The sequence below is a fragment of the Verrucomicrobiia bacterium genome (assembly GCA_026414565.1).
Lineage (GTDB): Bacteria > Verrucomicrobiota > Verrucomicrobiia > Limisphaerales > Fontisphaeraceae > Fontisphaera.
In genome coordinates this window covers 45,321-69,563 of the sequence record JAOAIT010000037.1, presented here as the reverse complement: position 1 = coordinate 69,563, position 24,243 = coordinate 45,321, and the positions used below count along the sequence as shown (strand labels likewise).

General features: G+C 63.5%; 17 protein-coding genes. 4 read left to right on the top strand and 13 right to left on the bottom strand.

Annotated features, from left to right (window positions below; all coding sequences use genetic code 11):
• Positions 1-12: 12 nt before the first annotated feature.
• From N3J91_08430 to dnaB, 11 genes are all read right to left on the bottom strand, one after another.
• Entirely contained in the window at positions 13-1,593 is a 1,581-nt protein-coding gene (locus tag N3J91_08430; protein ID MCX8156456.1) for a sulfatase, read from the bottom strand.
• Complete coding sequence (locus N3J91_08425) at positions 1,590-2,456, bottom strand: histone deacetylase (protein ID MCX8156455.1); 867 nt, start codon at positions 2,454-2,456, stop codon at positions 1,590-1,592. Before N3J91_08425 ends, N3J91_08430 begins: the two co-directional genes overlap by 4 nt.
• An 80-nt stretch (positions 2,457-2,536) precedes the next feature.
• On the bottom strand, positions 2,537-3,970 hold the full coding sequence (locus N3J91_08420; GenBank protein ID MCX8156454.1) for an NAD(P)-dependent oxidoreductase: 1,434 nt from the start codon (positions 3,968-3,970) through the stop codon (positions 2,537-2,539).
• 106 nt (positions 3,971-4,076) lie between these two features.
• The gene (locus N3J91_08415; protein ID MCX8156453.1) at positions 4,077-5,537 is read right to left on the bottom strand and encodes a twin-arginine translocase subunit TatC; all 1,461 of its coding nucleotides are present in this window, start codon (positions 5,535-5,537) and stop codon (positions 4,077-4,079) included.
• A gap of 28 nt (positions 5,538-5,565) precedes the next feature.
• Entirely contained in the window at positions 5,566-5,802 is a 237-nt protein-coding gene (locus N3J91_08410) for a twin-arginine translocase TatA/TatE family subunit (GenBank protein ID MCX8156452.1), read from the bottom strand.
• 128 nt (positions 5,803-5,930) lie between these two features.
• Positions 5,931-7,478, bottom strand: a complete 1,548-nt coding sequence (gene purH, locus N3J91_08405; GenBank protein ID MCX8156451.1) for a bifunctional phosphoribosylaminoimidazolecarboxamide formyltransferase/IMP cyclohydrolase — start codon at positions 7,476-7,478, stop codon at positions 5,931-5,933.
• Between the two features lie 97 nt (positions 7,479-7,575).
• Positions 7,576-8,451: an acetylglutamate kinase gene (gene argB / locus N3J91_08400; protein ID MCX8156450.1), complete on the bottom strand. Its 876-nt coding sequence runs from the start codon at positions 8,449-8,451 to the stop codon at positions 7,576-7,578.
• 17 nt (positions 8,452-8,468) lie between these two features.
• Positions 8,469-9,791 carry a bifunctional glutamate N-acetyltransferase/amino-acid acetyltransferase ArgJ gene (gene argJ / locus N3J91_08395; protein MCX8156449.1) on the bottom strand — a complete coding sequence of 441 codons (1,323 nt, stop codon included), beginning with the start codon at positions 9,789-9,791 and terminating at the stop codon, positions 8,469-8,471.
• 117 nt (positions 9,792-9,908) lie between these two features.
• Complete coding sequence (locus tag N3J91_08390; protein MCX8156448.1) at positions 9,909-10,541, bottom strand: OmpH family outer membrane protein; 633 nt, start codon at positions 10,539-10,541, stop codon at positions 9,909-9,911.
• Positions 10,542-10,584: 43 nt separating this feature from the next.
• Positions 10,585-12,954, bottom strand: coding sequence for an outer membrane protein assembly factor BamA (gene bamA, locus N3J91_08385; protein MCX8156447.1), 2,370 nt, complete (start codon positions 12,952-12,954; stop codon positions 10,585-10,587).
• A 23-nt stretch (positions 12,955-12,977) separates the two neighbouring features.
• Positions 12,978-14,573, bottom strand: coding sequence for a replicative DNA helicase (gene dnaB / locus N3J91_08380; protein MCX8156446.1), 1,596 nt, complete (start codon positions 14,571-14,573; stop codon positions 12,978-12,980).
• 292 nt (positions 14,574-14,865) lie between these two features.
• Here dnaB and purB point away from each other — a divergent pair, with 292 nt between their 5' ends.
• Complete coding sequence (purB, locus tag N3J91_08375) at positions 14,866-16,179, top strand: adenylosuccinate lyase (protein ID MCX8156445.1); 1,314 nt, start codon at positions 14,866-14,868, stop codon at positions 16,177-16,179.
• A gap of 134 nt (positions 16,180-16,313) precedes the next feature.
• Here the strand turns inward: purB and N3J91_08370 are convergent, their stop codons facing one another.
• The gene (locus N3J91_08370) at positions 16,314-17,102 is read right to left on the bottom strand and encodes a polyphosphate polymerase domain-containing protein (GenBank protein MCX8156444.1); all 789 of its coding nucleotides are present in this window, start codon (positions 17,100-17,102) and stop codon (positions 16,314-16,316) included.
• Between the two features lie 192 nt (positions 17,103-17,294).
• On the opposite strand from N3J91_08370, the gene N3J91_08365 reads away from it, so the two are divergent.
• Together N3J91_08365 and N3J91_08360 are read left to right on the top strand one after the other, a co-directional pair.
• On the top strand, positions 17,295-19,856 hold the full coding sequence (locus N3J91_08365; GenBank protein MCX8156443.1) for a U32 family peptidase: 2,562 nt from the start codon (positions 17,295-17,297) through the stop codon (positions 19,854-19,856).
• Positions 19,857-19,882: 26 nt separating this feature from the next.
• Positions 19,883-20,341 (top strand): beta-hydroxyacyl-ACP dehydratase, encoded by a 459-nt coding sequence (locus tag N3J91_08360; protein MCX8156442.1) that lies wholly within the window; start codon positions 19,883-19,885, stop codon positions 20,339-20,341.
• A 68-nt stretch (positions 20,342-20,409) separates the two neighbouring features.
• Here the strand turns inward: N3J91_08360 and N3J91_08355 are convergent, their stop codons facing one another.
• A complete protein-coding gene (locus N3J91_08355; protein MCX8156441.1) occupies positions 20,410-22,815 on the bottom strand; it encodes a carbohydrate binding domain-containing protein in 2,406 nt (801 codons plus the stop codon).
• A gap of 144 nt (positions 22,816-22,959) precedes the next feature.
• On the opposite strand from N3J91_08355, the gene N3J91_08350 reads away from it, so the two are divergent.
• Positions 22,960-24,147: an FIST C-terminal domain-containing protein gene (locus tag N3J91_08350; protein ID MCX8156440.1), complete on the top strand. Its 1,188-nt coding sequence runs from the start codon at positions 22,960-22,962 to the stop codon at positions 24,145-24,147.
• Positions 24,148-24,243 lie beyond the last annotated feature (96 nt).

Genomic DNA, 24,243 nt, shown 5'->3' with positions numbered 1-24,243 from the left:
ACCCGCCCGCGCTCACGGGCGGGAGCCGGCCTCCCCCAAACCCGTCTCAAAATCCGTAGGCTCCACCCAGCCCGGCTGGAGTTTTTCCCCCCGCTGAAAGCGCTCATAAAAACCGCGAAACTGCTGCTCCGCATACGGATATTCGTCGAACACATGGCCCCGGCCTTCCATCCGCGGATCCCCCTGCGCCCGCAGAGCGGCGTGCATGCGGGCCTTCATGGCGGCCAGCGTTTTGCGGGCGGTGGCTGCTGCCGCCAGATTCGTCAGGCAATCAGGATCCTCCCGGAGGTTGTACAATTCCTCGGCTGGACGTTTGCCAAAACAAAGCTCCCAAAACGCCTTTCCTTCCCCCCGGCGCCGCTGCTCCAGGATCAGGGTCTTGGTAGGGCTGCCATCGCAGTTCAAGTAGCCGGTTTCCGGATTGCAGGCAGGCCAACGATCCGGCGCCGCATTCCAAAGGTACAACCAATCATCCTGCAAAATCCCGCGGATGGGATAACCAACATCGCCGGGGCGTCCCACGTCATGCCGCTCCTGACCCACCAGCAAAAAACGGCGCTGCCCTCGCTCCACCCAGCCCCCGCGCTGGGCACGAAAAATTGGCACCAGACTCCGCCCGGCCATCGGAGCCATGCCGGACGCTGCGGGCAACACCCCGGCCACTTCCAGCAAGGTGGGCGCCAGATCCACCAAACTGACATAATCCTCGATGACCCGCCCCGGACGGCGGATGCCCTGCGGCCAGCGAATGGCCAGCGGCATGTGCGCCGCCAGCTCATAGAGATTGCCCTTGGCCCGCGGAAACGGCATGCCGTTGTCGCTGGTCACGATGACCACAGTGTTGGAGGCCAGCCCGCGCTCGTCCAATAATTCCAGCATCCACTGCAAGTGCCGGTCAAAATGCTCCACCTCAAAAGCATAGTCCAACATATCCTGCCGGACAGTGGGCGTATCCGGCCAGCAGCCGGGCACCCGTTCAATGTCCTCCAGACGCCTGCCGCCTTTGGCCGTGCCCACGCCAGCTTCATAGGCCCGATGCGGCTCCATGCCACCATACCAGAAACACCACGGCTGCCCGGCAGGCACGGCGTCCAGAAAATCCCTGAAATTCGCCGCATAATCATTATTGGACATCGCCCGCGCCGGCGGGGGTGCCGTGCGCCGGTCATAACCGCGGCCGGCAAGCGGGCGCGGTTGCTGGCGGGCGTCCAACGCCACACCCGGGCCCCAGCCCTTGCCGGTCTTGCCGCAAAAATAACCCTGTTCAGCCAGCGCCTCTGGGTAGGTTTTGAACTCCTGCGGGAAGTAGCAGACATGATTGGCCGCTTCCTTGAGCTGCCAGGGATTGCGCCCGGTGAGCAGACTGGCCCGCGACGGGGCACATTTGGCATTGGGGGTGTAGGCCCGCTGAAATAACAGCCCCTCGCGGGCCACGCGGTCAAATGCCGGGGTCTTCACCCACCGGCAGCCATACGCGCTGGCATGGGGATGGGACCAGTCATCGGCAATGGCCAGGAGTATGTTGGGCCGGGCCGCCGGAGCGGCGCAGGCTGCAACCGCCAACAATCCCGCCCCAAGAAGCCAGGTCTTCATGCCTCCATCAAACCACGAAGATAATGCAAAATCAGCTCCGGCAAATCCTTGCTGTAGCCCCCCTCCAGCACATGCGCTGCCGGCACTTCCAAGCCGCGTATTTGCGCGCCCAGCCAGCGGAAATCTTCCGCCTCCAAGGTCTCCTGCGCCAAGGGATCGCGGTGGTAGGCATCAAATCCCGCGGAAACCAGCAGGAAATCCGGCTGAAAGGCCCGCACTTTTTCCAGCGCCTCCGCCAGCACGGCGCGATACTCCGGGCGCGGGGTGTGGGGCGGCACGGGATAATTAAAGCAGTTGCTCCCCCGATGCCGCAGCCCCGTGCCGGGATAAGCGGGCGATTGATGCACCGAGCAGAACAACATCCCCGGCTGATCCAGCAGAATGTCCTCGGTGCCGTTGCCGTGGTGCACATCAAAATCAAATACCGCCACCCGCCGCGCCCCGGCCGCACGCGCTGCATACGCCGCCACCGCCACGTGATTGAAATAACAAAAACCCATGGCCTCCCCCCGTGTCGCGTGATGTCCCGGCGGGCGCATCAGGCTGAAGGCGGCCTCTCCCTGGCGGGCCAGGTTGACTGCGGCCAGCGCCCCCCCGGACGCCCGCAAGGCGTGTCCGTAAATATCGGGATACGCCGGCGTATCCGCATCGAAATCCCCCGCCGGCTGGCGCACCGCCTGCACCAGGGCCGGCTCATGCGCCGCTAAAAGTGCCGCTTCCGTCGCCGGCTCCGGCACCAACCAGGCAAGGGACAATTCCTTCTGGGTTTTCAGGCGGGCCATCGTGGCCAGGATGCGCTGGGGCCGTTCGGGATGGCCGGGCGCGGCATACTCCACGCACCGTTCATCGGTGATGATGGTCATGGCGTGATTATAAAGGCACCACCACCGCTGCGCACGCGGAAAGCGGTAAAGCCGGAAGAGGCCACGCGGCCCACCCCGCCTTAGGTGGCCTGCCGGGGACGCGGTTGGGTCTGGCTCAGCCAGCGGTGAATGCCCTGGGCGGCCTTGCGGGCGTCGCGCACGGCATACACCGCCAGCGCCGCGCCGCGCACCATGTCCCCGCCGCTGAACACGCCGGGCACACTGGTCATTTGATTGTCATCCACAATCAGCCCGCCCCATTCATTGGCCGCCAGCCGGCTCATGTCCGAATCCTTGGGCCAGCGGACCGGATCAAATCCATAAGCCACCAGCACCACATCCGCCGGACATTCAAACTCCGAGTTGGGCACCGGCACCGGCTTGCGCCGGCCCTGGGCATCGGGATCGCCCAGTTGCATGCGTTGACAGCGCACCCCCCGGACCTCCCCGCGTTCATTGCCCAGCACGGCGATCGGATTGGTCAGAAAACTGAACCGTGCCCCTTCCTCCAGCGCATTGAAAAATTCCTTCCGGCTGCCGGGCATGTTGGCAAAGTCCCGGCGATAAAGGCACACCGCCTGCCGCGCCCCGCAACGCAGCGCCGTGCGCAGACAGTCCATCGCGGTGTCGCCGCCCCCCAGCACCGCCACCCGTTTGCCCTGCACGTCAATCTCGCCGCCCTCAAGCAAAATCCCGGCGTTTTTCTGCGCCAGAAACGGAATCGCCTGGTAAACCCCCTGCAACTCCGCCCCCGGCACATCCAGCGGCTTGGCCTGCTGCGCCCCAATGGCCAGAAACACCGCGTCAAACTCCCGCAACAAATCATTCAAGCCAAAGTCCCGTCCCAGCCTGACCCCCAGTTTGAATTTCACCCCCCGTTGCTTGAGAATGTTGACGCGGCGCTCCACCACCCGTTTCTCCAGTTTGAAGGCGGGGATGCCGGTAACGAGCAGACCGCCGGCCACCGGCAGCGCCTCGTGCACCACCACCTCATAGCCCATTTTGGCCAGCTCATCCGCGCAGGCCAGGCCGGCGGGGCCGGACCCCACCACCGCCACGCGGAAACCGTTGGGCGGGGCGACGGCGGTGTTGATGGCCCCGTGTTGCAGGGCGTATTCGTTGAGAAAACGCTCAATGGCGCCAATGGAAATCGGCTCGGTTTTGCCATCCACCAGGCAATGCCCCTCGCACAACCGCTCCTGGGGACAGATGCGCGAGCAGATTTCCGGCATGTTGCTGGTCGCCTGCGAAAGCTCGGCCGCCTCCAGAAAATGGCCCTCCGCCACCAGCGCCAGCCATTCCGGGATGCGGTTGGAAAGAGGGCAGCCCTTGACACAGTTGGGGTTGTGGCACTGGACGCAGCGCGCCGCCTGCTCGCGGGCGGTCTGCTCGTCCATCTCCGTGTAAATCTCAAAGAAGTCCGCCACGCGCTCCACCGCCGAGCGCTTGGGAGGCTCCACGCGATCCACTTCGGCCCAGGTGTACTTGCGTAATTCTGGTTCGGCGCTGATCATGGCGGCAAACGGCTCGGAGCCGTGGCAAAGGGCGCTTTACGCCCTAACCATACCCCCAGCTCCGCCCCGGCGCAATGCTTTCTGCGGCCGGCTCACCCCGGGGAGCTTAGCCTGCGGCCCCCGCCTTGCGGCGCTCCTTCCATTCCCAATACCAGGCCACGGCCACGCTGATTTCATACAAAAGCTGCAGCGGCAACGCCATGGCCAGCATGGTGAAGGGATCCCCGGAGGGAGTCACAAAAGCCGACAATACCAGGTTGCCAATGATGGCCCACTGACGGAAGCCCTTGAGTTTCTCGTAGTCCAGAATGCCGATCTTCACCAGGACCAGAATCACCACCGGCAGCTCAAACGTCAGCCCCATGCCCAGCATGAACTTGATGACAAAGCTGATGTAGGCATCCCCGCGCCATTCGTCCGCCCCAAAGCCCAGCCAGCGGGAAAACTCCACGGTGGCCCCAATGGCCAGCACCATCACAATCAGATAACAAAACGCCACCCCCAACAGAAATAGACCCGTACCATAGGCCACAGCGCGAAAGAGAATCTTTTTCTCGTGCACGTGCAGCGCCGGCAGAATAAAGGCGCCCAGGAAATAAAACACAAACGGCGAGGCCACCACCAAACCACCATAGAGCGCCAGTTTCAGCGCCACCATCACCCCTTCAATCGGCCCGTAATTCTTGATGACCACCAGCGAGGGCGGCGGCACATCCGGCTCCCCGTAGTGGGGCTGCAGCGCCAGAACGGTGTTGGACCCCACCACCACCGGCATCAGGTGAAAGGAGCCAATCCGATTCGTGCCCCACACATTGGTGCCGCCAAACTCTTCCAACTGCACGCGCGTCAAAACATTCGTGCCCGCCACCACCGCCACATCGGTCCGGTTGCGCTGGAAAAATTTCTCCGACAGTTTCAGCGGCCACATCAGAAAGGCCACCAGGTAATTGGAGGCCACCAGGCACACAATCATCCCGATTACCACCGCGCTGACGCTCTTGACCAGCGTCCACCGCAAATCCTCCAAATGCTCCAAAAAAGGCTTCACCGGCCCGCCGCCCTCTTCATCCTCCTCGTCCCAAACTTCGGTGTCGCTGCTTTCACTGGCGGCGGGAGCGGAGGACTCCGCGGCCGCCGGGGCGGCCGGTGAGGCGGTGTCTTCGCCGGGATAGGGTGTATAGCCCTCCGGCCCCTGGCTGTCGTAGCCGTAGGCGTAATAGGGGCTGCCCGGCCCGTATTCACCGCCGGGCGCAGGAGAAGTTTCAGCGGGGGAAGTGGACGCCTCCCCGGCAGGGGTCGAAGTTGTGTTGGCCGGGCTGTCCGCGGGGGCGCCTGCAGTAGGCGACGCCGCAGAGCCTCCCTCCGGGGGGGCCGTCGCCGGGGTGACGGGCCGTGCTGGTCCGTCCGGTTCTAGCGGAGCCTCCGCGGGCGCGGAGGCACCCGGTTCCCCGCTGGAGTCCGGGTCCGGGGTCCCGGTGGGTATGGTGCCTTCCGGAGGAGCCTTCGTTTCCTTCGCGGGGCCGCCGGAATCACCCGATCCCCCTCCCGCGCCGGATGGATTGGCCATGGCTTAAAAACCGTGAATCAACGGCCGGTCAGGCCGAGGCCGGAGGGTTGGAACTGGATTGCGGGGCCGGCTTTTTTGGCGGCGGCGGAGGCGGCTCGCTTTCCACCGCGTGATTAATCTCCTCCTGCACTTCGCGTGAAGCCTTCTTGAATTCTTTGATGCCCGTCCCCAAGCCCTTCATCAATTCGGGAATTTTCTTCGCGCCGAACAGCAGCAGGCAGATGATTAAAATGCCGATAATCTCTGCCGAGCCAAGCATGGCCAGCAACGTCATTGAATTTTGCATAATTACTTCTTTCAATCTGCGCCGTCGTCAGGCGTCGCAGGGGAAACCTAAGCCCAAAGCCCCCATGCGGCAAGCGGATATTCGCCTTACCTGCCGCCGGTCACGGCTCAGTGGCGGAAATGCCGCATCCCGGTGAACACCATGGCCATGCCCCGGGCATCAGCCGCCGCGATGACCTCCGCATCCCGCAGGGAACCACCCGGTTGTATGGCCGCAGTGGCTCCGGCCTCGGCGGCGGCCACCAAACCATCCGGGAAGGGGAAGAAGGCATCGCTGCACACCACGCTGCCCTGCAGGGACAACTGGGCTTCTCCCGCCTTCCACACCGCAATGCGGCTGGCGTCCACCCGGCTCATCTGCCCCGCGCCAATGCCCAGTGTGCGGTCGGCCGCGGCATACACGATGGCGTTGGACTTCACGTGCTTGACCACCCGCCACCCAAAAAGCATGGCCTGCCATTCCGCCTCGGTGGGCGCGCGCCGGGTCACCACCTTCATCTGGGAGCGCGCCGCGATGGTAAGGTCCCGCTGCTGCCACAAATAGGCATTGGCCCCCACGCTGCGCACTTCCCAGGCGCTGCCGGTCAACGGCGATTTCAACACCTGAATCAAGCGCAAATTCTTTTTCTTCTGCAATATCGCCAGCGCCTCCTCCGCAAAGGCGGGGGCGATGATGACCTCGCTGAAAATCTCCGCGATGGCCTCCGCACAGGCGGCATCCAGCGGATGGTTCACCGCAATAATGCCGCCGAAGGGCGCCTGCCGGTCGGTGGCGTAGGCCTTCTCCCACGCCTCGCGCAAGGTGGCCCCCTGCCCCACCCCGCAGGGGTTGGTATGCTTCAAAATGGCCAGCGTGGGCGGCTGCCCCTCAAATTCCGCCATCAAATGCGCCGCCGCCGTCAAATCCAGGATGTTATTGTACGAAAGCTCCTTGCCATGGAGCTGCTGATAGAAAGATTTGAACCCCCCATACAACGCGGCCGCCTGATGTGGATTCTCCCCGTAGCGCAGCGGCTGCACCAGCGGCGCAGAAAGGACCAGCGCCGGCGGCAGGGCCGCCGCCCCCTCAAACTGCGCCGTCAGATGCGCGGCGATCGCCGCATCATACGCGGCGGTGCGGGCAAACACCTTGGCCGCCAGCCGGCGGCGCAATTCCAGCGTGGTCTCGCCCCGGGCCTGGATTTGCTCGGCCACCACGCCATAATCGGCGGGATCCACCACCACCGTCACGCTCTCATGATTCTTGGCCGCGCTGCGCAGCATGGACGGCCCGCCAATGTCAATGTTTTCTATGGCTTCGTGCAGGGTCACATTCGGCCGCGCCACCGTCTGCTCAAAGGGGTACAAGTTGACCACCACCAGATCAATCATCGCAATGTCATGCTGCCGCGCCGCCGCCTCGTGCTCCGGATTGCCCCGGATGCACAACAACCCCCCGTGTATCTTGGGATGCAGCGTCTTGACCCGCCCGTCCATCATCTCCGGAAACCCAGTGTGGGCGCTGATGTCCTTGACCGGCAGCCCGGCTTCCCGCAGGGCCCGGGCCGTGCCGCCGGTGGAAATCAGCTCGACCCCGGCTGCCACGAGGGTTTGCGCCAGCGGGATCAGCCCCGTCTTGTCTGACACCGAGAGTAAAGCGCGTTGAATTTTCGCCATAAAAAACGTGTCCCAAACATTTCAAAACCCCTGCTTCAGTCAATGCCGAAATGGTCTGGCAGGCCCCCGCCGCCGGCGCCCACCGCAACCCCTGCACCTACCGCACCACCTCGGTGCCCACACCCTCGTCAGTAAAAATTTCCAACAAAACGGCATGCGGCACGCGGCCGTCCACAAAGGAGACCTTTTCCACGCCAGCCTTGATGGCCGCCACGGCGCTGTCCACCTTGGGAATCATGCCCTTGTCAATAATGCCGGCCTGCTTGAGGGCCGGCACCTCGCTGATGCGCAGATGCGGAATGACCGTGGCGGGGTCTTTCGGATCGCGCAACAACCCCGGCACATCGCTCATGAACACCAGCCGCCGGGCCTTCAGCGCAATGGCCGTCATCGCCGCCGCCACGTCGGCATTGCAGTTGTACACGTGGCCGTCCTCGCCCCGCGCCGTGGGGCTGATCACCGGCGTGATGCCCCTGGCAATGCACTCCAGCAACGGCTCGGTGTTGACCGCCACCACCTCCCCCACATAGCCCAAATCCACCGGCCGCCCGTCCGGCCCTTCCATCTCCAGCTTGCGGCAGGTGAAAATGTCCGTGCCCGCAAAGCCCCGCGCCAGCCCGCCCAAGGTCTGAATGGTGCGCACTATCTCCGGATTGATCTCGCGCGACAGCACGCGATCCACCACCTCCACCGTGGCGGCATCGGTCACCCGCATGCCCTGCACAAAGTGCGCCTTCAACCCGGCGGCATCCATGGCGCGGGTGATGGCCTTGCCCCCGCCATGCACCACCACCGGATTGATCTCCACCGCCTCCAGAAACACAATGTCCCGCGCCACACTCTGCCGCACCTCCGGATCGGGGGAGTCCATGAAGCTGCCGCCATATTTCACCACAAAGGTGGCGCCGCTGTACCGCTGGATGTACGGCAGGGCCTCCAGCAGGGTGTGCGCTTTGGCAATCAGTGTTTCCATAATCACCTCCCGCAATCTCAGCCGCCCAGCGCGGCTGGGTTGGACACATCGCCCTTGTTGAAATCCACGTAGGCCTCCGTCAAATCGCAGGTGTACATCATCGCCTCCCCGCGGCCCAGGTTCAGGAAGATGTGCAGTTCAAACTCCTTCTCCGCCACCACCTGGCAGAGCGTGGCAAAACTGACCTTGGTCGGCTGCCCTTTTTTCACGCTATACCACAGCTTGCGGCTGCCGGGACGGCGGTAGGCAATGTCCACCTTCTCCTCCGCCACCCGCGCCGGCGAATAACCCAGGGCGTCCATGATCCGGCCCCAGTTGGGATCCCCCCCGCACCAACTGGTCTTCACCAGGGCGCTGTTGGCCACCGCCCGGGCCGCGGCGTCGGCATCGGCGGCATGGCGCGCCCCGTGCACATGCACGGTGACAAAGCGTGTCACCCCTTCACCGTCGCGCACAATCATCTTGGCCAGCTCCAGACACACATGATTCAACGCCGCCTGAAACGTCGCCAATTCCCGGCCACCCCGAATTTCGCGATTGCCCGCCCGGCCGTTGGCCAGAATCAAGACGGTGTCATTGGTGCTCATGTCGCCGTCCACCGTGATGCGATTGAAACTGGCCGCCACGGCCTCGCGCAGGGCGGTCTGCAACGCCGGCCGCGCAATGGCGGCGTCCGTGGTGATGAAGCACAACATGGTGGCATGCAACGGCCGCGAAGCCGGGCGTGCGCCGGTCGGGCTCATGCCCGGCTGGATCATGCCCGCACCCTTGCAAATCCCCCCCAATCGCACCGTGGCGCCGCCCACCTTGAACTCGACGGCCATCTGCTTGGGGCGCGTATCGCTGGTCATGATGGCCTCGGCGGCCTCGGCCGCGTGCTCCGGGGCATCGCCCAAAAGCTGGGCGGCGGCCTCAATGCCCGCCTGCACGCGATCCATCGGCATGAGCACCCCAATCCGGCCCGTGGACGCCACCAGCACCTGGCGCGGCTCCACCTGCAGCGAGCGCGCCGCAAGGGCCGCCATCTGCCGCGCATCCCGCAGGCCCTGTGCGCCGGTGCAGGCGTTGGCATTGCCGCTGTTGGCCACGATGGCCTGCACCGTCCCGCCCCGCAAATGCTCACGGCACACTTTCACCGGCGCCGCGCAGACCTGGTTGGTGGTGAACATGCCCGCCGCCCGCGCCGGCTCGGTGGAAACAATGAGCGCCAAATCCCGTTTCCGGCCCTTGTCCGATCCTTTGCCGGTGCCCAGACGCTTGATGTCGCAAAACCCCCCCGCCGCCAGAAATCCTTGCGGGGCCGTGACCGAACCAGGAATGCACTTCCAGAATGGCTTCATAGACTGACATCCTTCTGCGCCCGGCCCGCCGCACCGGCCATGGCCCTTACGGCGCCGGCAAGCTGCGGATTCAATGCGGATGGCCGGGCGGCTCCGGCTGCTCTCCCCCGCCCGCCTTTATTTGGACTTCCCGGAGGCCGGCGGAGCATTGGTGCGGGGGCGGTCCTCCAGGGCGCCGGGCGGAGCTTTGGCGTTCAACTCGGCGGTCAGCGTCTCGGTGATGTCCTCAATCGCCGAATACAGAAAAACCTGCGTGCCCACCGGCGTATCCGCCGACAAATCAATCACCAGGGTGTAACCCGCCACTTTGGCCTTGGCGGCAATGGCTTCCTTGAGCTCCTTGACGATGTTGTTGCGCATCCGCGCCTCGGTCTCCTGCAACGTGCTGGCCGCGTTGCGCAAGAATTGCTCGGTCGCCCCCTCGATTTGCTTCAACTCCACCAGTTTCTCCTCGGCGGCCTTTTTGCGTTTGTTCCGTTCCTCGGCGGAGATGACCTGGTCATTGGCCGCCTCCAGCAATTTGCGGTACTCCTCGTCCGCCTTTTTCAGGCGATCGGTGTAGGCGTTGCGCTCCTTGAGCATCTCCTCGCGCTGATTCTGGAGGTTGTTGTTGGCCTGTTTGGTGCGCCAATAATTTTCAAACAGCTTCTTCAAATCCACCCCCGCCACACGCAGCGCGCCCGCCGGCGCGGGGGCCGGCGCTGCAGCAAGGGTGAGGGTGCCGGCCACCAGGGCCGCCAGCAATATCATGCGCACATTCATGGGAGATTAGACGGGTTCAAACCAGGAAAGTTCAAAATTCACGGGTGTACCCCACCCCAAACTGGAATTTGCCGCTGCTGTCATTGCGGCTGTCGGTGGTGATCGGCACGCCAAAGTCAAACCGCATCGGCCCAATGGGCAGATTCAGCCGGATGCCCACGCCCCAGTTGTCATTGTAAAATTTCTCCCCCAGCAGGCTGTTGTGGTTGAAACTCCAGGACTGGGCATACACATTGCCGATGTCATAAAACACCGCAAAGCGCACCTGCTGAATAATGGGAATGGAATATTCCACCGAGCCAAACCAGTAGGTGTTGCCCCCAATCGGCTCGCCATTCACATCCTTGGGCCCCACCTCGCGGTAGTCAAAACCCCGCAACGAGTACAGGCCGCCCAGGAAAAACCGGTCAAACAACGGCACGCGCTTCGAGTCCCCAAATGGCGCCATGGACCCCGCCCGCGCCGCCACCTCCACGATGTGGCTGGGGTGGAAGCCCCGGAAATACTGCACGCCGCGCAGCTCCACCTTGTAATAATCGGTGTCCCCCATGAAGGGCCCGCCGGCCACCTCGGAGAACAGCTCCACGCGATGGCCGCGGGTGGGCATCAACGCGTGATCCCGCGTGTCGTACGTCAGGCTCGCGCCCACCTTGGAAACCAGCCGGTAACCCGCCTCGTCCTGAATCACCTGCGAGGCGTTGGGATTCACATTCACCACCCCCACCCGCTCGATGGTGTAGGCCACCGAACCAATCAACAAATCGGTCCCCAGCGCCCGGCTCAGGCTCAGCCGCGCCCCCGTGCGCCGCTCGTCATACAGATCATTGAGGCTGACGTAGTTCAGCACGCGGTGATACAAGTCCACCCCCAACGTCAGTTTGCGCTCCAAAAACCACGGCTCAATGAACGAGATCAGGTAGTCCTGCCGCACCGTCCCCAGCGTGGCCCGCAGGCGCATCTTCTGCCCGCCACCTTCAAACCGGGGCGGTTTGAACAAATCAAAATTGCTCTGCCGCACCTCCACATAACCAATGAGGCTGTCAATCGAGCTGAAGCCGGCGCCCAGGGTGAAATGGCCGGTGTTCTTCTCGTCCACCGACACCACCAGGTTGCGCCGGTTGGGCGGATCCGTGGGGCCGGGCTGCTCGGCGCGGGCGTCCACCTTCTCAAAATATTGCAACCCCTCCAGCCGCCGCTGGCTGAGCTTCACCCGGGTCATGTCAAACACCTCGCCCGGCGCCACCGCCAGCTCCCGGCGGATCACCTTGTCCTTGGTCTTGGTATTGCCCTTGATCTCAATCTTCTCAATGAACACCTGCTGGCCTTCCTCAATCTGGTAGGTCAAATCCATCGTCCCCCGCTCGACGTTGGGATTTTTGAGCGGCACCACCGTGGCATCAATATACCCCCGGGCGCCGTAACGATCCCGCAGCGCCTCCAAATCCCGCTCCAGTCCCTTGGGCTTGAAGATTTCCCCGGCGCCCATCTTGAGGGTGCGCGCCAGCTCTTCATTGGAAAACAGCGTATTGCCCTTGAACGCGACGTCGCCCACCTTGTATTGCCGCCCCTCGGTCAGCACAAACCGCACCACCACGCTCTTGGGACCGGTGGAATCCACTTTCACATCCTGCAAATCAAAATCAATGTACCCCTCGTTGCGGTAATGATCCGCCAGCCGCTCCCGGTCATCCTCCAGCACGTCATCCTTCAACCGCCCCGAGCCGGTCAGCCACGAGAAAAACCACCGCTTGCGCGTCTTCACCACCCTCCGCAGCTTGGATTCCTTGAGTTGCTGTGCCCCCACAAACTCCACCCGCTCGATTTTGATCTTCGGGCTTTCGTTAATCTGGAACGTCACCGTCCCCCGCCCGGCGCGCTCGTCAATGGACACCAGGTTGGTGACCGTCGTCTGATGGTACCCGCTCTTTTGATAAAACTTCTGCAGCTCCAGCGTGTCATTGAAGATCTTGGCTTCGTCCAACGGCTCCCCCACCTTGGAGCTGACCTTCTTGCTGAGCTTGCTCTCCGAGTATTTCTTGTTGCCCTCAAACTTGATGGAGGTCAGCCGCGGTTTGCCGATGATGTGATACACCAGCTCAATGCCGTCGGGCAGGGCGATCGGCTCCACCACCACCTGCCGGAACTGGCCGGTGCCGTACAGGGAGCGGATGTCCTCGCTGGTGTTGGCCTGCAGGTAGCTGTCCCCCGGTTTGACCCGGATGTGCGAGCGGATCATCGGCTCGCTCACCGTGGCCGGCCCCACGTAGTCAATGGTCACCTTCCGCACCACCGGCGCGGTTTGCGCGCCCAGCGGCGCCGTCCAGAGCCATCCGCTGCACACCACGGCCACGAGCCACCCAAGGGCGCCCCCGCGCGGTTGTTGCCTGAGCCATGTCATCATAGATCAAACCCTGCCGTCGCACACTAGCCGGTTGCGGGCACATCTTCCGGCTCCACCTTCGCCACCGATTCAAACCGCGTGTACCCCTTCACAAACATGAGGCGGATGTCGCCGGTGGGGCCGTTGCGCTGCTTGGCAATCAGCAAATTCACCGGGATGGCTTCCGCCTGCATCATCTCCCCCGCGTCGTCGCCGTCCATGTTGGCCGCCTTGTAAGGGCTTTTCGGATCGGCCCGGTACAGCAGGCCCACCACGTCAGCGTCCTGTTCGATGGACCCCGATTCCCGCAAATCGGACAGGCGCGGCTTGCTCTCGCGTTTTTCCATCTCGCGGTTGAGCTGGCTCAGGACAATAATCGGCACGTTCAATTCCTTGGCCAGCGCCTTGATGCCTTTGGAAATGTCGGCGATCTCCTGTTGCCGGCTTTCCATTGCGCGGGAGGAAGTAGAATGGAGGAGTTGCAGGTAGTCAATGACGAAAAGTTGAATGCCATACTGCTGATGCAGCCGCCGCGCCCGCGCCCGAAGCTGCAAAATGCTCAGATTGGCCGTGTCATCAATGTACAGCGGCGCCTGGCTCAGCTCCCCCGCATGCTGGGTCAGCCGCTGGAAATCCTCATAGTTCAGGAAGCCCGAGCGCAGGTTCTGCGCGTTCACCCGCGCCCGCGAGGACAGCATGCGCAGCACCAGCGATTCCGCCGTCATTTCCAGACTGAAAATCCCCACCGGCTGCTTCAACTCCAGCGCCACGTGCTCGGCTATGTTCATCGCCAGCGATGTCTTGCCGATGCTCGGCCGCGCCGCAATGATGAACATTTCCCCCCCATGCAGCCCCGTCGTCATGTCGTCCAAATCCGGAAAACCGGTGGACAACCCCGTAATTTGCCCCTTGCGCTGGTGCCGCTCCTCAATGATCTGTATGGAGCGCATCACCAGATCATGCATCTTCATGGACTTCTCCTCCACCCGCTCCTCACTCAGGCGCAGGATGTCCGTCTCCACCTGGTCCAGCAGCGCATCCACATCCCCCTTGTAATCATACACATTCTGAATGATGTGCGTGCAAGCATGGAGCAATTTCCGGAGGATGTATTTCCCCCAGACAATGTCCATGTAATACTGCAGATTCGCCGGCGAATGCTCCGCCTCCAACAACGATGCGATATACGCCGCCCCCCCGGCCTTCTCCAGCTCGCCCCGCGATTGCAGCCGTTGCAGCAGGGTGACCATGTCAATCGGCTCCCGCCGGTCAAACATCTGCACCAGATTGTCGTAAATCACCTGATGCTTGAGATCGTAAAAAATCTCATGCTTGTCCCGCAGCCGCCGGTCCTTGAACCGGAAACCCCCGCCGCCCTCGGCCCCCGCCCCCTCTCCCGCCACCGCCTCTTGGAACTGCTGGACTTTGAAACGTTGAATGGACGCCCCCAGCCCCTCCTGCGGATCCAACAAAAGACACCCCAGCACCGCGCGCTCCGCCTCCAACGAATGGGGCGGCAGCCGGTCCACCGGCGTTTCCCGGCCCGCCGCCTGCCGGACGCCCTCTCGCCGGCGCGCGCGTGGCTTCTCCCCGGCGGGGTCATTCACATCCATCGGTTGTTGTTGCGGCTCGTTAAGCATGGGGGATAGCAAAGCCTATTTTCATTAAAAAGAGGCGACCTTCTTATTAAAAGTTATTGAGCTACTTTTCACAAGTTATAAGCATTAGCCCTGAAACAGGGGTCGGTCCTCATTTTTAAGTCCACATGCCCTCCCCTGAAATTCATGCAAGTTTGTGTCTATTCATGTCTATTTGTGTCTATTCGTGTCTATTCGTGGTTAACACCCCCCCCCGGCTTTCGGAGCGGGTCCTTTGGTCATTGGTCATTGGTCATTGTCTGACTTCGCCGCTTCGGCTACATTCCCCCCCGCCATGATACAACGTTACACACGGCCCGCCATGCGGGAAATCTGGACGGAGCAACGCAAACTGGAAATCTGGCTTCAGGTGGAGCTGCTCGCCCTCGAAGCCCTCGTCAAGGAAGGCATCGTGCCGGAGCAGGATTTCCGCCTCATCCGCGAGCGCGCCGGCTTCGATGTGGAGCGCTGCAAGGAGCTGGAAAAAACGCTCAATCACGATGTCATTGCCTTTACCACCTGTGTGGCTGAGCGCATCAACCACCCCGCCAGCCGCTGGTTTCACTTTGGCCTGACCTCCAGCGACATTCTGGACACAGCCTTCGCTGTGCAGATGACCCAGTCGGCGGATTTGCTGCTGGAAGATGTGCGCCAGTTGCGCCAGGTCATCGCCCGCCGCGCCCGCGAGCATCAATTCACCCCCTGCATCGGCCGCAGCCATGGCATTCATGCCGAGCCGATCACCTTCGGCCTCAAAATGGCCCTCATGTATGACGAGTTTGGGCGCGCCGAGCAACGCCTGGCCGCGGCGCGCCACACGGTGGCCGTGGGCAAGCTCAGCGGGGCGGTGGGCACCAGCGCGCATTTGCATCCGCGCGTCGAAGCCTACGTCTGCAAAAAACTGGGACTGCGCCCCGCGCCGCTGGCCACGCAAGTGGTGCAGCGCGATTTGCACGCCGAGTTTCTCATGGCCCTGGCGCTGGTGGGAGCCAGCATCGAGCGTTGGGCCACGGAGTTCCGCCATCTCCAACGCACTGAAGTGCTCGAAGTCGAGGAGTATTTCGCCAAGGGCCAGAAAGGCTCCAGTGCCATGCCCCACAAGCGCAATCCCATCACCGGCGAACGCCTCACCGGCCTGGCCCGCGTCCTGCGCGCCAACGCCCTGGCCGCCCTGGAAAATGTGGCCTTGTGGCACGAGCGCGACATCAGCCACAGCAGCGTCGAGCGCATCATCTTCCCCGACAGTTGCACGCTGTTGGACTACATGCTCGCCACGCTGACCAAATTAACCGACGGCCTGATCGTCTATCCGGAAAACATGAAACGCAACCTGGCGCTCTCGCTGGGCATGTGGCACTCCCAAACCGTGCTCCTGGCCCTCATCCGCAAGGGCCTCACCCGCGAGGCCGCCTACGAGCTGGTCCAGCGCAACGCCATGCTGACCTGGCAGGCCAAAAACGCCGGGGATCCCCAGGCCGATTTCCTCAAGCAGCTCCAGGCCGATCCCGAAGTGGCCCGTCACTTCGCACCCGGCGAACTGGAAAAAATCTGCTCGCTGGATTTCCATTTCCGGCAGGTCAAGGCCCGGTTCAAAAAAGTCGGTTTGTAAGAGGCCGATCATCACGCCAGCCCGGGCAACTTCCGGCAGCACCGCTCCGGCCGGTGGCGCTTCCCGCCCGGGGTCGGGGAGAAATCAGCCCACATTCGGCGTTCAGGAGCAGTTATTGAGTCGGGCGGCCTGGCTCAATCGTAATTGACCTCTTCCTCCTGCACGATGGTGGTGTGCGCCTCCAGCAGGCGCGGATCCCCGATGGCCTGGATGGAGCTGACGTATTTGGCCGCGCCGCGCTGCATGACATTGAACACCCGCACCAGCTCCTTGAACCAGTTGGGAAAACGATTGGTGAACTTCAGCTCCAGAATCACATAGGGCCGGTACGAGTACCGCGGCCGCTCCATTTCCGTGGTGATGGCATAGCGCAAGTTCGGTTCGCCGCAGACCTGCCGGTCCATCGTCACCCGCACCGTGTCGTTGTCATTCACGTAGGCTTCCCGCAGATAGGCAATGTGCACCTTGGGCTTGGCCTGCAGCCGCTGGGCCAGCTCGCAAAACCGTTGCAACGCCACCAGCGCCTTGGCGGAGTAATTGACCAGATGCTGCGGCTCCGGCAGATGGCCGCTCAACAGCGCCTCCACCGCCTGCTGCCGCACCCCGCCGCGCTGTTTCAAAATGCAGTTGTTCATCCGGCGTTTGATCTCAAAAAACACCGGCGTGTCGGGATCCGTGCTGTAGTAACGCAGCCGCAATTTGAACCGGTTTTTGTTCCCGTTGATCGTTTCCCAGTAGGTGGTCAGGGCGTCATTGTCCAGGTACAGACTGTGCACCGGATAGGAAAAATTGGGGCGAATCGCACTGTATTCATCCAGCTCCATCCCGGCGCTCCGCACAAAGTCGCGTACCATCAGCGCTTTGTCCTCGGTGATGAGGTACTTCAACTCGAAGCGCTGTTGTTGCATTCGGTCCACCGCCATAAGCCATCAAATAAATAAGCCGCATTATCCTTGACCATTTCCCCTCTGGGGAAAAGAAAAATCTCGCCCCCGCCCAAACGGCCCCCGTCGGCCCGCCCCCTCCCGGAATGCTCATGGGGGGTGGGGCAACGCGCCGGCTCCCGCATGGCCTGGCTTGCGTCCGCAGGCAATCTGGGGAATGATTAACCCTTGATGGCACTGACCGCGGCCAACGCCCAACCCAACGCCTCGCCCTCCACCGAGGGCGCGGCCGTGGTGCGCCCGGAACTGATCGCGCCGGCGGGCAACTGGGATTGCGCGCGCGCGGCCGTGGAAAACGGTGCCGACGCCATTTATTTCGGCCTGGAGCGCCACAATGCCCGGTTGCGCGCGGACAACTTCACCCTGGAGGGGTTGCCCGCCCTCATGGAATGGTTGCACTACCGTGGAGTGCGGGGGTACGCCTGTTTCAACACCCTGCTCTTCACCCACGAACTCGAGGAGGCCGAAAGCTGCCTGCGCGCTCTCATTCAGGCCGGCGTGGACGCCGCCATTGTGCAGGACGTTGGCATTGCCCGGCTGGCGCGGCGGCTGTCGCCGGATTTTCCCCTGCATGCCTCCACCCAAATGACCATCACCAGCGCCGCCGGCGTGCAGTTTGCGCGGGAACTGGGCTGCCAACTGGTGGTGCTGGCGCGGGAATGTTCGCTCAAGGAAATTGAACGCATCCAGCAGGAACTGCCGGCCCGACAGGCCGCCCTCCCCCTGGAGGTCTTTGTCCATGGCGCGCTGTGCGTGGCCTACTCCGGCCAATGCCTGACCAGCGAGTCGCTGGGCGGCCGCAGCGCCAATCGCGGCGTGTGTGCCCAAGCCTGCCGGCTGCCCTATCAATTGATCGCCGATGGCGCCGTGGTGCCGCTGGGCGATCGCCGCTACCTCCTCAGCCCGCGCGATCTGGCCGCCCTCGAGCTGGTGCCGGACCTGGCGCGCGCCGGCGTGGCCTCTTTCAAAATCGAGGGCCGCCTCAAGACGCCGGAATACGTGGCCAACATCACCCGCCTCTACCGCGAGGCGCTCGACGCCGCCTGCGGGCCGGCGCCCCGGCCCTACGATGCCGAGGCCCACCGCTATGAAATGGAGATGGCCTTCTCACGCGGCCTCTACACCGGCTGGTTTGGCGGCGTCAACAATCAGGCCCTGGTCCATGCGCGCTTCGGCACCAAACGCGGCGCCTTCATTGGCGAAGTGCTCGAATCCCGCCCCGGCCGTGTCCGCGTGCGGCTGGCCGGCAGCGTCAAGCCGGGCGACGGCGTCGTCTTCGACGCCGGCCGGCCGGATTTGCGGGAGGAAGGCGGCCGGGTGTATGAAGTCCTGCCGGCCGGCCGCGGGGCGGCAGCGCGCGAGGCCTGGTTGACCTTTGGCCGCGGCGATGTGCAGACCGCCCGCGTGCAACCGGGCCATTGGGTCTGGAAAACCAGCGACCCCGAGCTGGAGCGCCGCTGGCGGCAGAGTTTTGCAGGCGAAACCCCGCGCTTTCAACAACCGGTGCAGGTGCATGCCAGCGGGCGCGCGGGCGAGCCGCTGCGGGTGGAAATGCGCGATCCCCAGGGGCATACCGCCACCGCGCTTTCGCAAATGCCGCTGGTCGCCGCCCACCATCAACCGCTGACGCCCCAAAAACTGCGCGAGCAACTGGGCCGCCTGGGGGGCACCCCCTTCCGCCTGGGCACCCTTGAGTATGCCCTGGAGGGCGAGGTGATCCTGCCCGCCAGCGAATTGAATCGTTTGCGCCGCGAGCTCGTAACCGCGCTGGAAAACCAGCGCCGGCAGCCGCGGCGCTGGACCCTGCACCCCGGGCCACACATCAAGGACGGCCGCTGGCTGCAGGGACTCGCCACACCCCGGCAGACCATCGCCACCCCGGACCAAGTGGAGTGGATTGTGCTGGTCCGCTCGCTGGCCCAACTGGAGAGCGTGCTGCAACGCGACGTGGCCACCCTTTATTGCGAGCTGGATGATCCCCGGCAGTACGCCGAGGCGGTACGCCGCGTCCGCGCGGCCGGCCCCACGCCGGCGGGACACTCACGCCAGATTTTCGTGGCGCCCCCGCGCATCACCAAGCCCGGCGAAACTTGGATCTTGCGGCAGGTCCGGGACAGCGGGGCGGACGGCTACCTGGTGCGCAATTACGATCATCTGGAATTTTTCGCCGGCTGCCGGTGCATCGGCGACTACTCCCTGAACATCGCCAACCCCCTGAGCGCGGAATATTTCCTGACGCACTACCCGCTGGAGCGGGTGACGGCCTCCTACGATCTGAATGTGGCGCAACTGCTCGATTTGCTGCGCGCCGCGCCGCCCGCCTGGTTTGAAATCACCCTGCACCATCACATGCCCATGTTCCACATGGAGCATTGCGTGTTTTGCGCCTTCCTTTCCTCGGGCACCGACTTCACCAATTGCGGCCGCCCCTGCGAAAAGCACGACGTGAAGCTGCGCGATCGCGTGGGCGCCGAGCATCCGTTGCGGGCCGATGCCGGCTGCCGCAACACCGTCTATAACGCCCGCGCCCAAACCGGCGCCGAAGCCCTGCCCCAACTGGTGCAGGCGGGGACGCGCCGTTTCCGGCTCGAGTTTGTCCATGAATCGCCGGAGCTGGTGGGCCGCACCCTCGAACGCTACCAGCAGCTCGAACGGGGCGAAATCACCGCAGCCCGCCTCTGGCAGGAGCTGCGCCTGCTCAATGAACTGGGCGTCACACGAGGCCCTTTGTAACGCATCCACCGCGAGACACGCTCCGCATGCCCACTCCGCTTGAATCCAAACCATGCCTGGCCGAGGCGCTGGCCCGCCTCCCCCACGGGCCTGAATTCCGGTTTGTGGACCGGCTCACCGCACTGGAGCCAGGCGTGCGCGGCGCGGGCGAGTACCACGTGCGCGGCGACGAGCCGTTTCTGCGCGGTCATTTCCCCGGCCTGCCCCTGTTTCCCGGCGTCTTGCTGGTGGAAGCCGCGGCGCAACTCGCCGGCGTGGTGGCGCAAACGGCCCCCGGGCAGGCGCCCCTCGAAGATTTGAAACTCACCGCCCTCCGGCACATCAAAATATGGGACACCGCCCGGCCCGGCGAAACGCTCCAGCTCACCGCCCGCATCACCGGCCGCCTGGGCGGCCTCATCCAGGCGGAAACAGAAGTATCGGCCGGCGGGCGCCTGCTGCTGCAGGGGCAGATCACGCTGGGCGGCAGGGATCAAGGCCGCTGATCAACAGCGCGGCCTCCGGCCTCACCTCGCCACCGGCGCGGTTGAGGCCGTTCACCCGCCCCACCGGCTTATTGCACCCGCACCCGCAGCACGTTCACCGAGTTGGGAGCCAGCGTCTGCTCAAAGCGCGGCCCCGGCAGATTCACCGTGCTGCTCTTGGGCGCCACTTTCAGCGGATGATCCAGGCTGTTTTCGTCCGTGGCCTTTTCGCTGGTGAGCACAATCATCCGGGCCGGCCCAGCCACGCGATTGACGCCCTGCAACGCAAAGGTGGTGGTCACCGGATCATAACTGGCATTGACCACCTTCAGGATCACCTCATCCCGCGCCCGTGTGGCCGAGGCATAAAGCGCCTTCAGTGTCGGATATTCCGAGTCATGCACCAGTTGCCCGTCCAGATAACATTTCACCCCCTTGGCCCCGGATTCAATGCGGATGTCATACCACCGGCCGGTCTCGATGCGCCCCTCCACTTCGCGCCCAATGACCCCCCCCATTTCGATGGCATGGCGGCGGTTGCCCCACCCGCCCAGATTCCACCACGACTTGGCGTTTTCGTCCTGCACATTAAAGAGGATTAGGAATCCCTCATCGCCGCTGATTTTTCGCGCCTTGAGCGTCAGGGTGTACTCCGTCCACTGCTTGTCGCCGATGATCGCCCGCACATTCTCGGCGCGGCTCATCTGGCGCAGGGCGCCGTCCTGGATGCTCCAGTTGCCGTTGCCCAGCAGCCGCCATGGCTGCGTGCCTTTGGCCGGATCAAACTCATACAGCACCTCGTTGCCGCGGGTGACCTTGATGTCCTTGAACTCCGCCTGCGTCAGCCACGTGCCCACCCCGATGGCCCCGCCCTGCGTGCGCGTGGTGGCGTTGGGCGATTCCACCGTGATCGGCAAAATGGTCTCGCCGCGGTTTTCACTGAACATCTTCTGCACGTAGTACGACGGAATGCCGTAGGCCCGCGAGCTGTCAAAGTTGATGAGGTCCGGATTCCAGCGCCGGTGATTCACATGCACAAACAGCGGCGCGTAAGACGCCATGACCACAATGTCCGAGTTGCGCTCCAGCCCGGTCATGAAGGCCGCCTCGCCCACCGCCGCCCGCAGATTCCCCTGTCCGCCGCCCTGGGTGACCGCATACTCGCCCACAAACACCTTGAAGCCCGTGCGCGGGTATTTGTCATACCGGGTGGATTGCACCATGAAAAATTCCGGGTTGTTGTAATAGTGCTCGTCCACAATTTCCAGCGGCACGTTCTTGGGCGGACCGCCCCAGTCATTGGCGATGAGGGTCATATAAGGGTACTTGGCCTTGATGGCGTTGTACATCAGGCGGTAACGCTCCGCATACGCCGGGCCGCCGTTTTCATTGCCAATTTGCATGTATTTCAAATTAAACGGCGCCGGATGCCCGTGCTTCGCCCGCAACGCCCCCCACTTGCTGGTCACCGGCCCGTTGGCATACTCGATGGCGTCCAGCGCGTCCTGCACGTACTCGTCCATCTTGTCCATCGGCACGTTCTCACGATGGCTCATGCCGCAGTTGATGACAAACAATGGCTCCGCCCCGATGTCCTCGCACATTTGCAGGTATTCGTGGTAGCCGATCCCGTGCGTGGCGTGATACCCCCACAAATTCCACTGGGTCCGCCGCTCGGCCACATCACCAATGGTCTCCTTCCACCGGTAGGCCTGGGCCATGGTGTCCCCCTCCACCCAGCAGCCGCCCGGAAACCGGTTGAACGACGGTTTCAAATCCACCAGCATTTGCGCCAGATCCGGCCGCAGCCCGTTCGGGCGGTTCTTGAAGGTCTTTTTTGGAAAGAGCGAAACCATGTCGAGCCAGAACGTGCCCGCCCGCGTGGTGCTGATTACCAGCCGCGCATGGGGATCCGTCCCCCGCGCCGTCAGACTCACCGCGTATTTCTTCCAGGCGCCCTCAATCCGCGCAATCCGCCCCTCGGCATACACCTCGCGGTCCTCGCTCTCCAGCGTCACCATCAGCGGCCCCGCAAAACCCGCCGCCGCGCGGGCAAAGAGCGTCAGCTCATAAGTTTCGCCCTTGCGGATGTTCATGCCCCAGTAACCGCCGTTGGCCACCCCCACCCGGCCGCTGCCCCCGTCGCGGATCTCCACTTTCAACGCCCGCGGATTCTTGGCGCTCAGCGGCTGGCTCCGATCCACGCTGATCTCCACCTGCGCCGTCCCGCTCCGCACCACGCTCCAATAGTCCGGCTTGTCGCCGTCCTCAAAGTTGCGATTGCGCACCAGCTCGGCGTAGATGCCGCCGTCCGTCGAGTGATTGATGTCCTCAAAAAAGATGCCCCACAGCATTGGGCTGGAAGCCGGGCCGGGCCGGTCCACCGCCACGGTAATCGTGCCCGACGCCGCGGCCGCCAGCGTCGGCCAGCTCAGCAACAGGGCGCCCAACAGCGCCACTCCACCCAGGACATAGCGAAAGCAATTGCGTTTCATGCCGGCCAATTTATCACGGCCACCACGCGTGGCAATGTCACATGTTTGGAGGACACCCCCCCCTCGGCCCCCGCCCATCCCCCGGCGCCAGGGAAGATGCACCTCCCCATTTGCCCCTCCGCCCGCCACGGATTATCTTGGAGCGTGCGTAATGAGTTTTCCATGGCGGCCTTCTTTCCGGGGCGCTACGAAGAGCTCCGCCTGGCCGCGTGGGCGGAAGAGCTGCGCCAGCAACTGCGCCGCCCGCCCTCGCTGGGCCTGGTGTTTTTCAGCCCGGACTGGGCCGAGCACGCGGCCGAAGCCCTGGAAATCATCCAGGTCCATGCCCGCGTGCCGCTGCTGGCCGGTTGCAGCGGCATGGGACTGATCGCCGGCGCCCGTGAATTCGAAGACACCCCCGGCGCCGTGCTGGGATTGTACCACCTCCCGGAGGCCCAACTGCGGGCATTTCACCTGACCCAGGCGCAGGTCCTTGAAGCCGCCAACCGCTCCTACTGGTATGCGGAAACCGGCATCGGCTGCGAGCAGACCAATGGCTGGCTGGTCTTTGCTGATCCTTACACGTTCGACGCCGAAACCTGGCTCAAACAATGGAATGAGGCCTACCCCGCCCTGCCCATGGTTGGCGGCCTGGCCAGCGGCACGCCCTCCCTGCGCAGCACGCAGGTTTACTTGAACCACCAGGCGTTTGATGATGGCGCCGTGGTGATCTCCGTGGGCAGCGCCGTGCGCCTGGGGGCGGTGGTCTCCCAGGGCTGCACCCCCATCGGCGAGCCGTGGACCATCACCCAAAGCGAGCGCAATTTCATCCGGCAAATCGGCAACCGCCCCGCCTACAAAGTCCTGCTGGACACCTTCCACTCCCTGGACCTTGAAGAGCAGCGCAAGGCCCGCGGCAATTTATTCATCGGCCTGGCCATGAGCGAATATGTGGAGCAATTCCAGCGGGGGGATTTCCTCATCCGCAACCTGCTCGGTGGCGATCCCAATTCCGGCGCGCTGGCGGTGGGCGCCTGGCCGCGCACCGGCCAGACCATTCAATTTCAGCGCCGCGACGCCGAGGCCGCCACCGAAGACATGGTAACCCTGCTCACCCAGGCCCAGGAAAAGTGGCGCGGCCACACTTTCTATGGCGGCTGTTTGTTTGCCTGCAACGGCCGCGGCATGGGGCTGTTCGGCGCCCCGGACCACGATGCCAACCTGGTCCAGAAATACCTCGGGCCGCTCGGCGTTTCCGGCTTCTTCTGCAACGGCGAAATTGGCCCCGTTGGCTCCCGCAACTACCTTCATGGTTACACCGCCTCCGTTGGGGTGTTCATGAATGTAATCTGAATCCCCCCGGCCGGTTTTCGATTAAATAGGCTTCTAAGCTGCTGCGTCTAATAAGACTGCATCATGGCCGCCCATCCCGGCGTACCATTCCCGCCG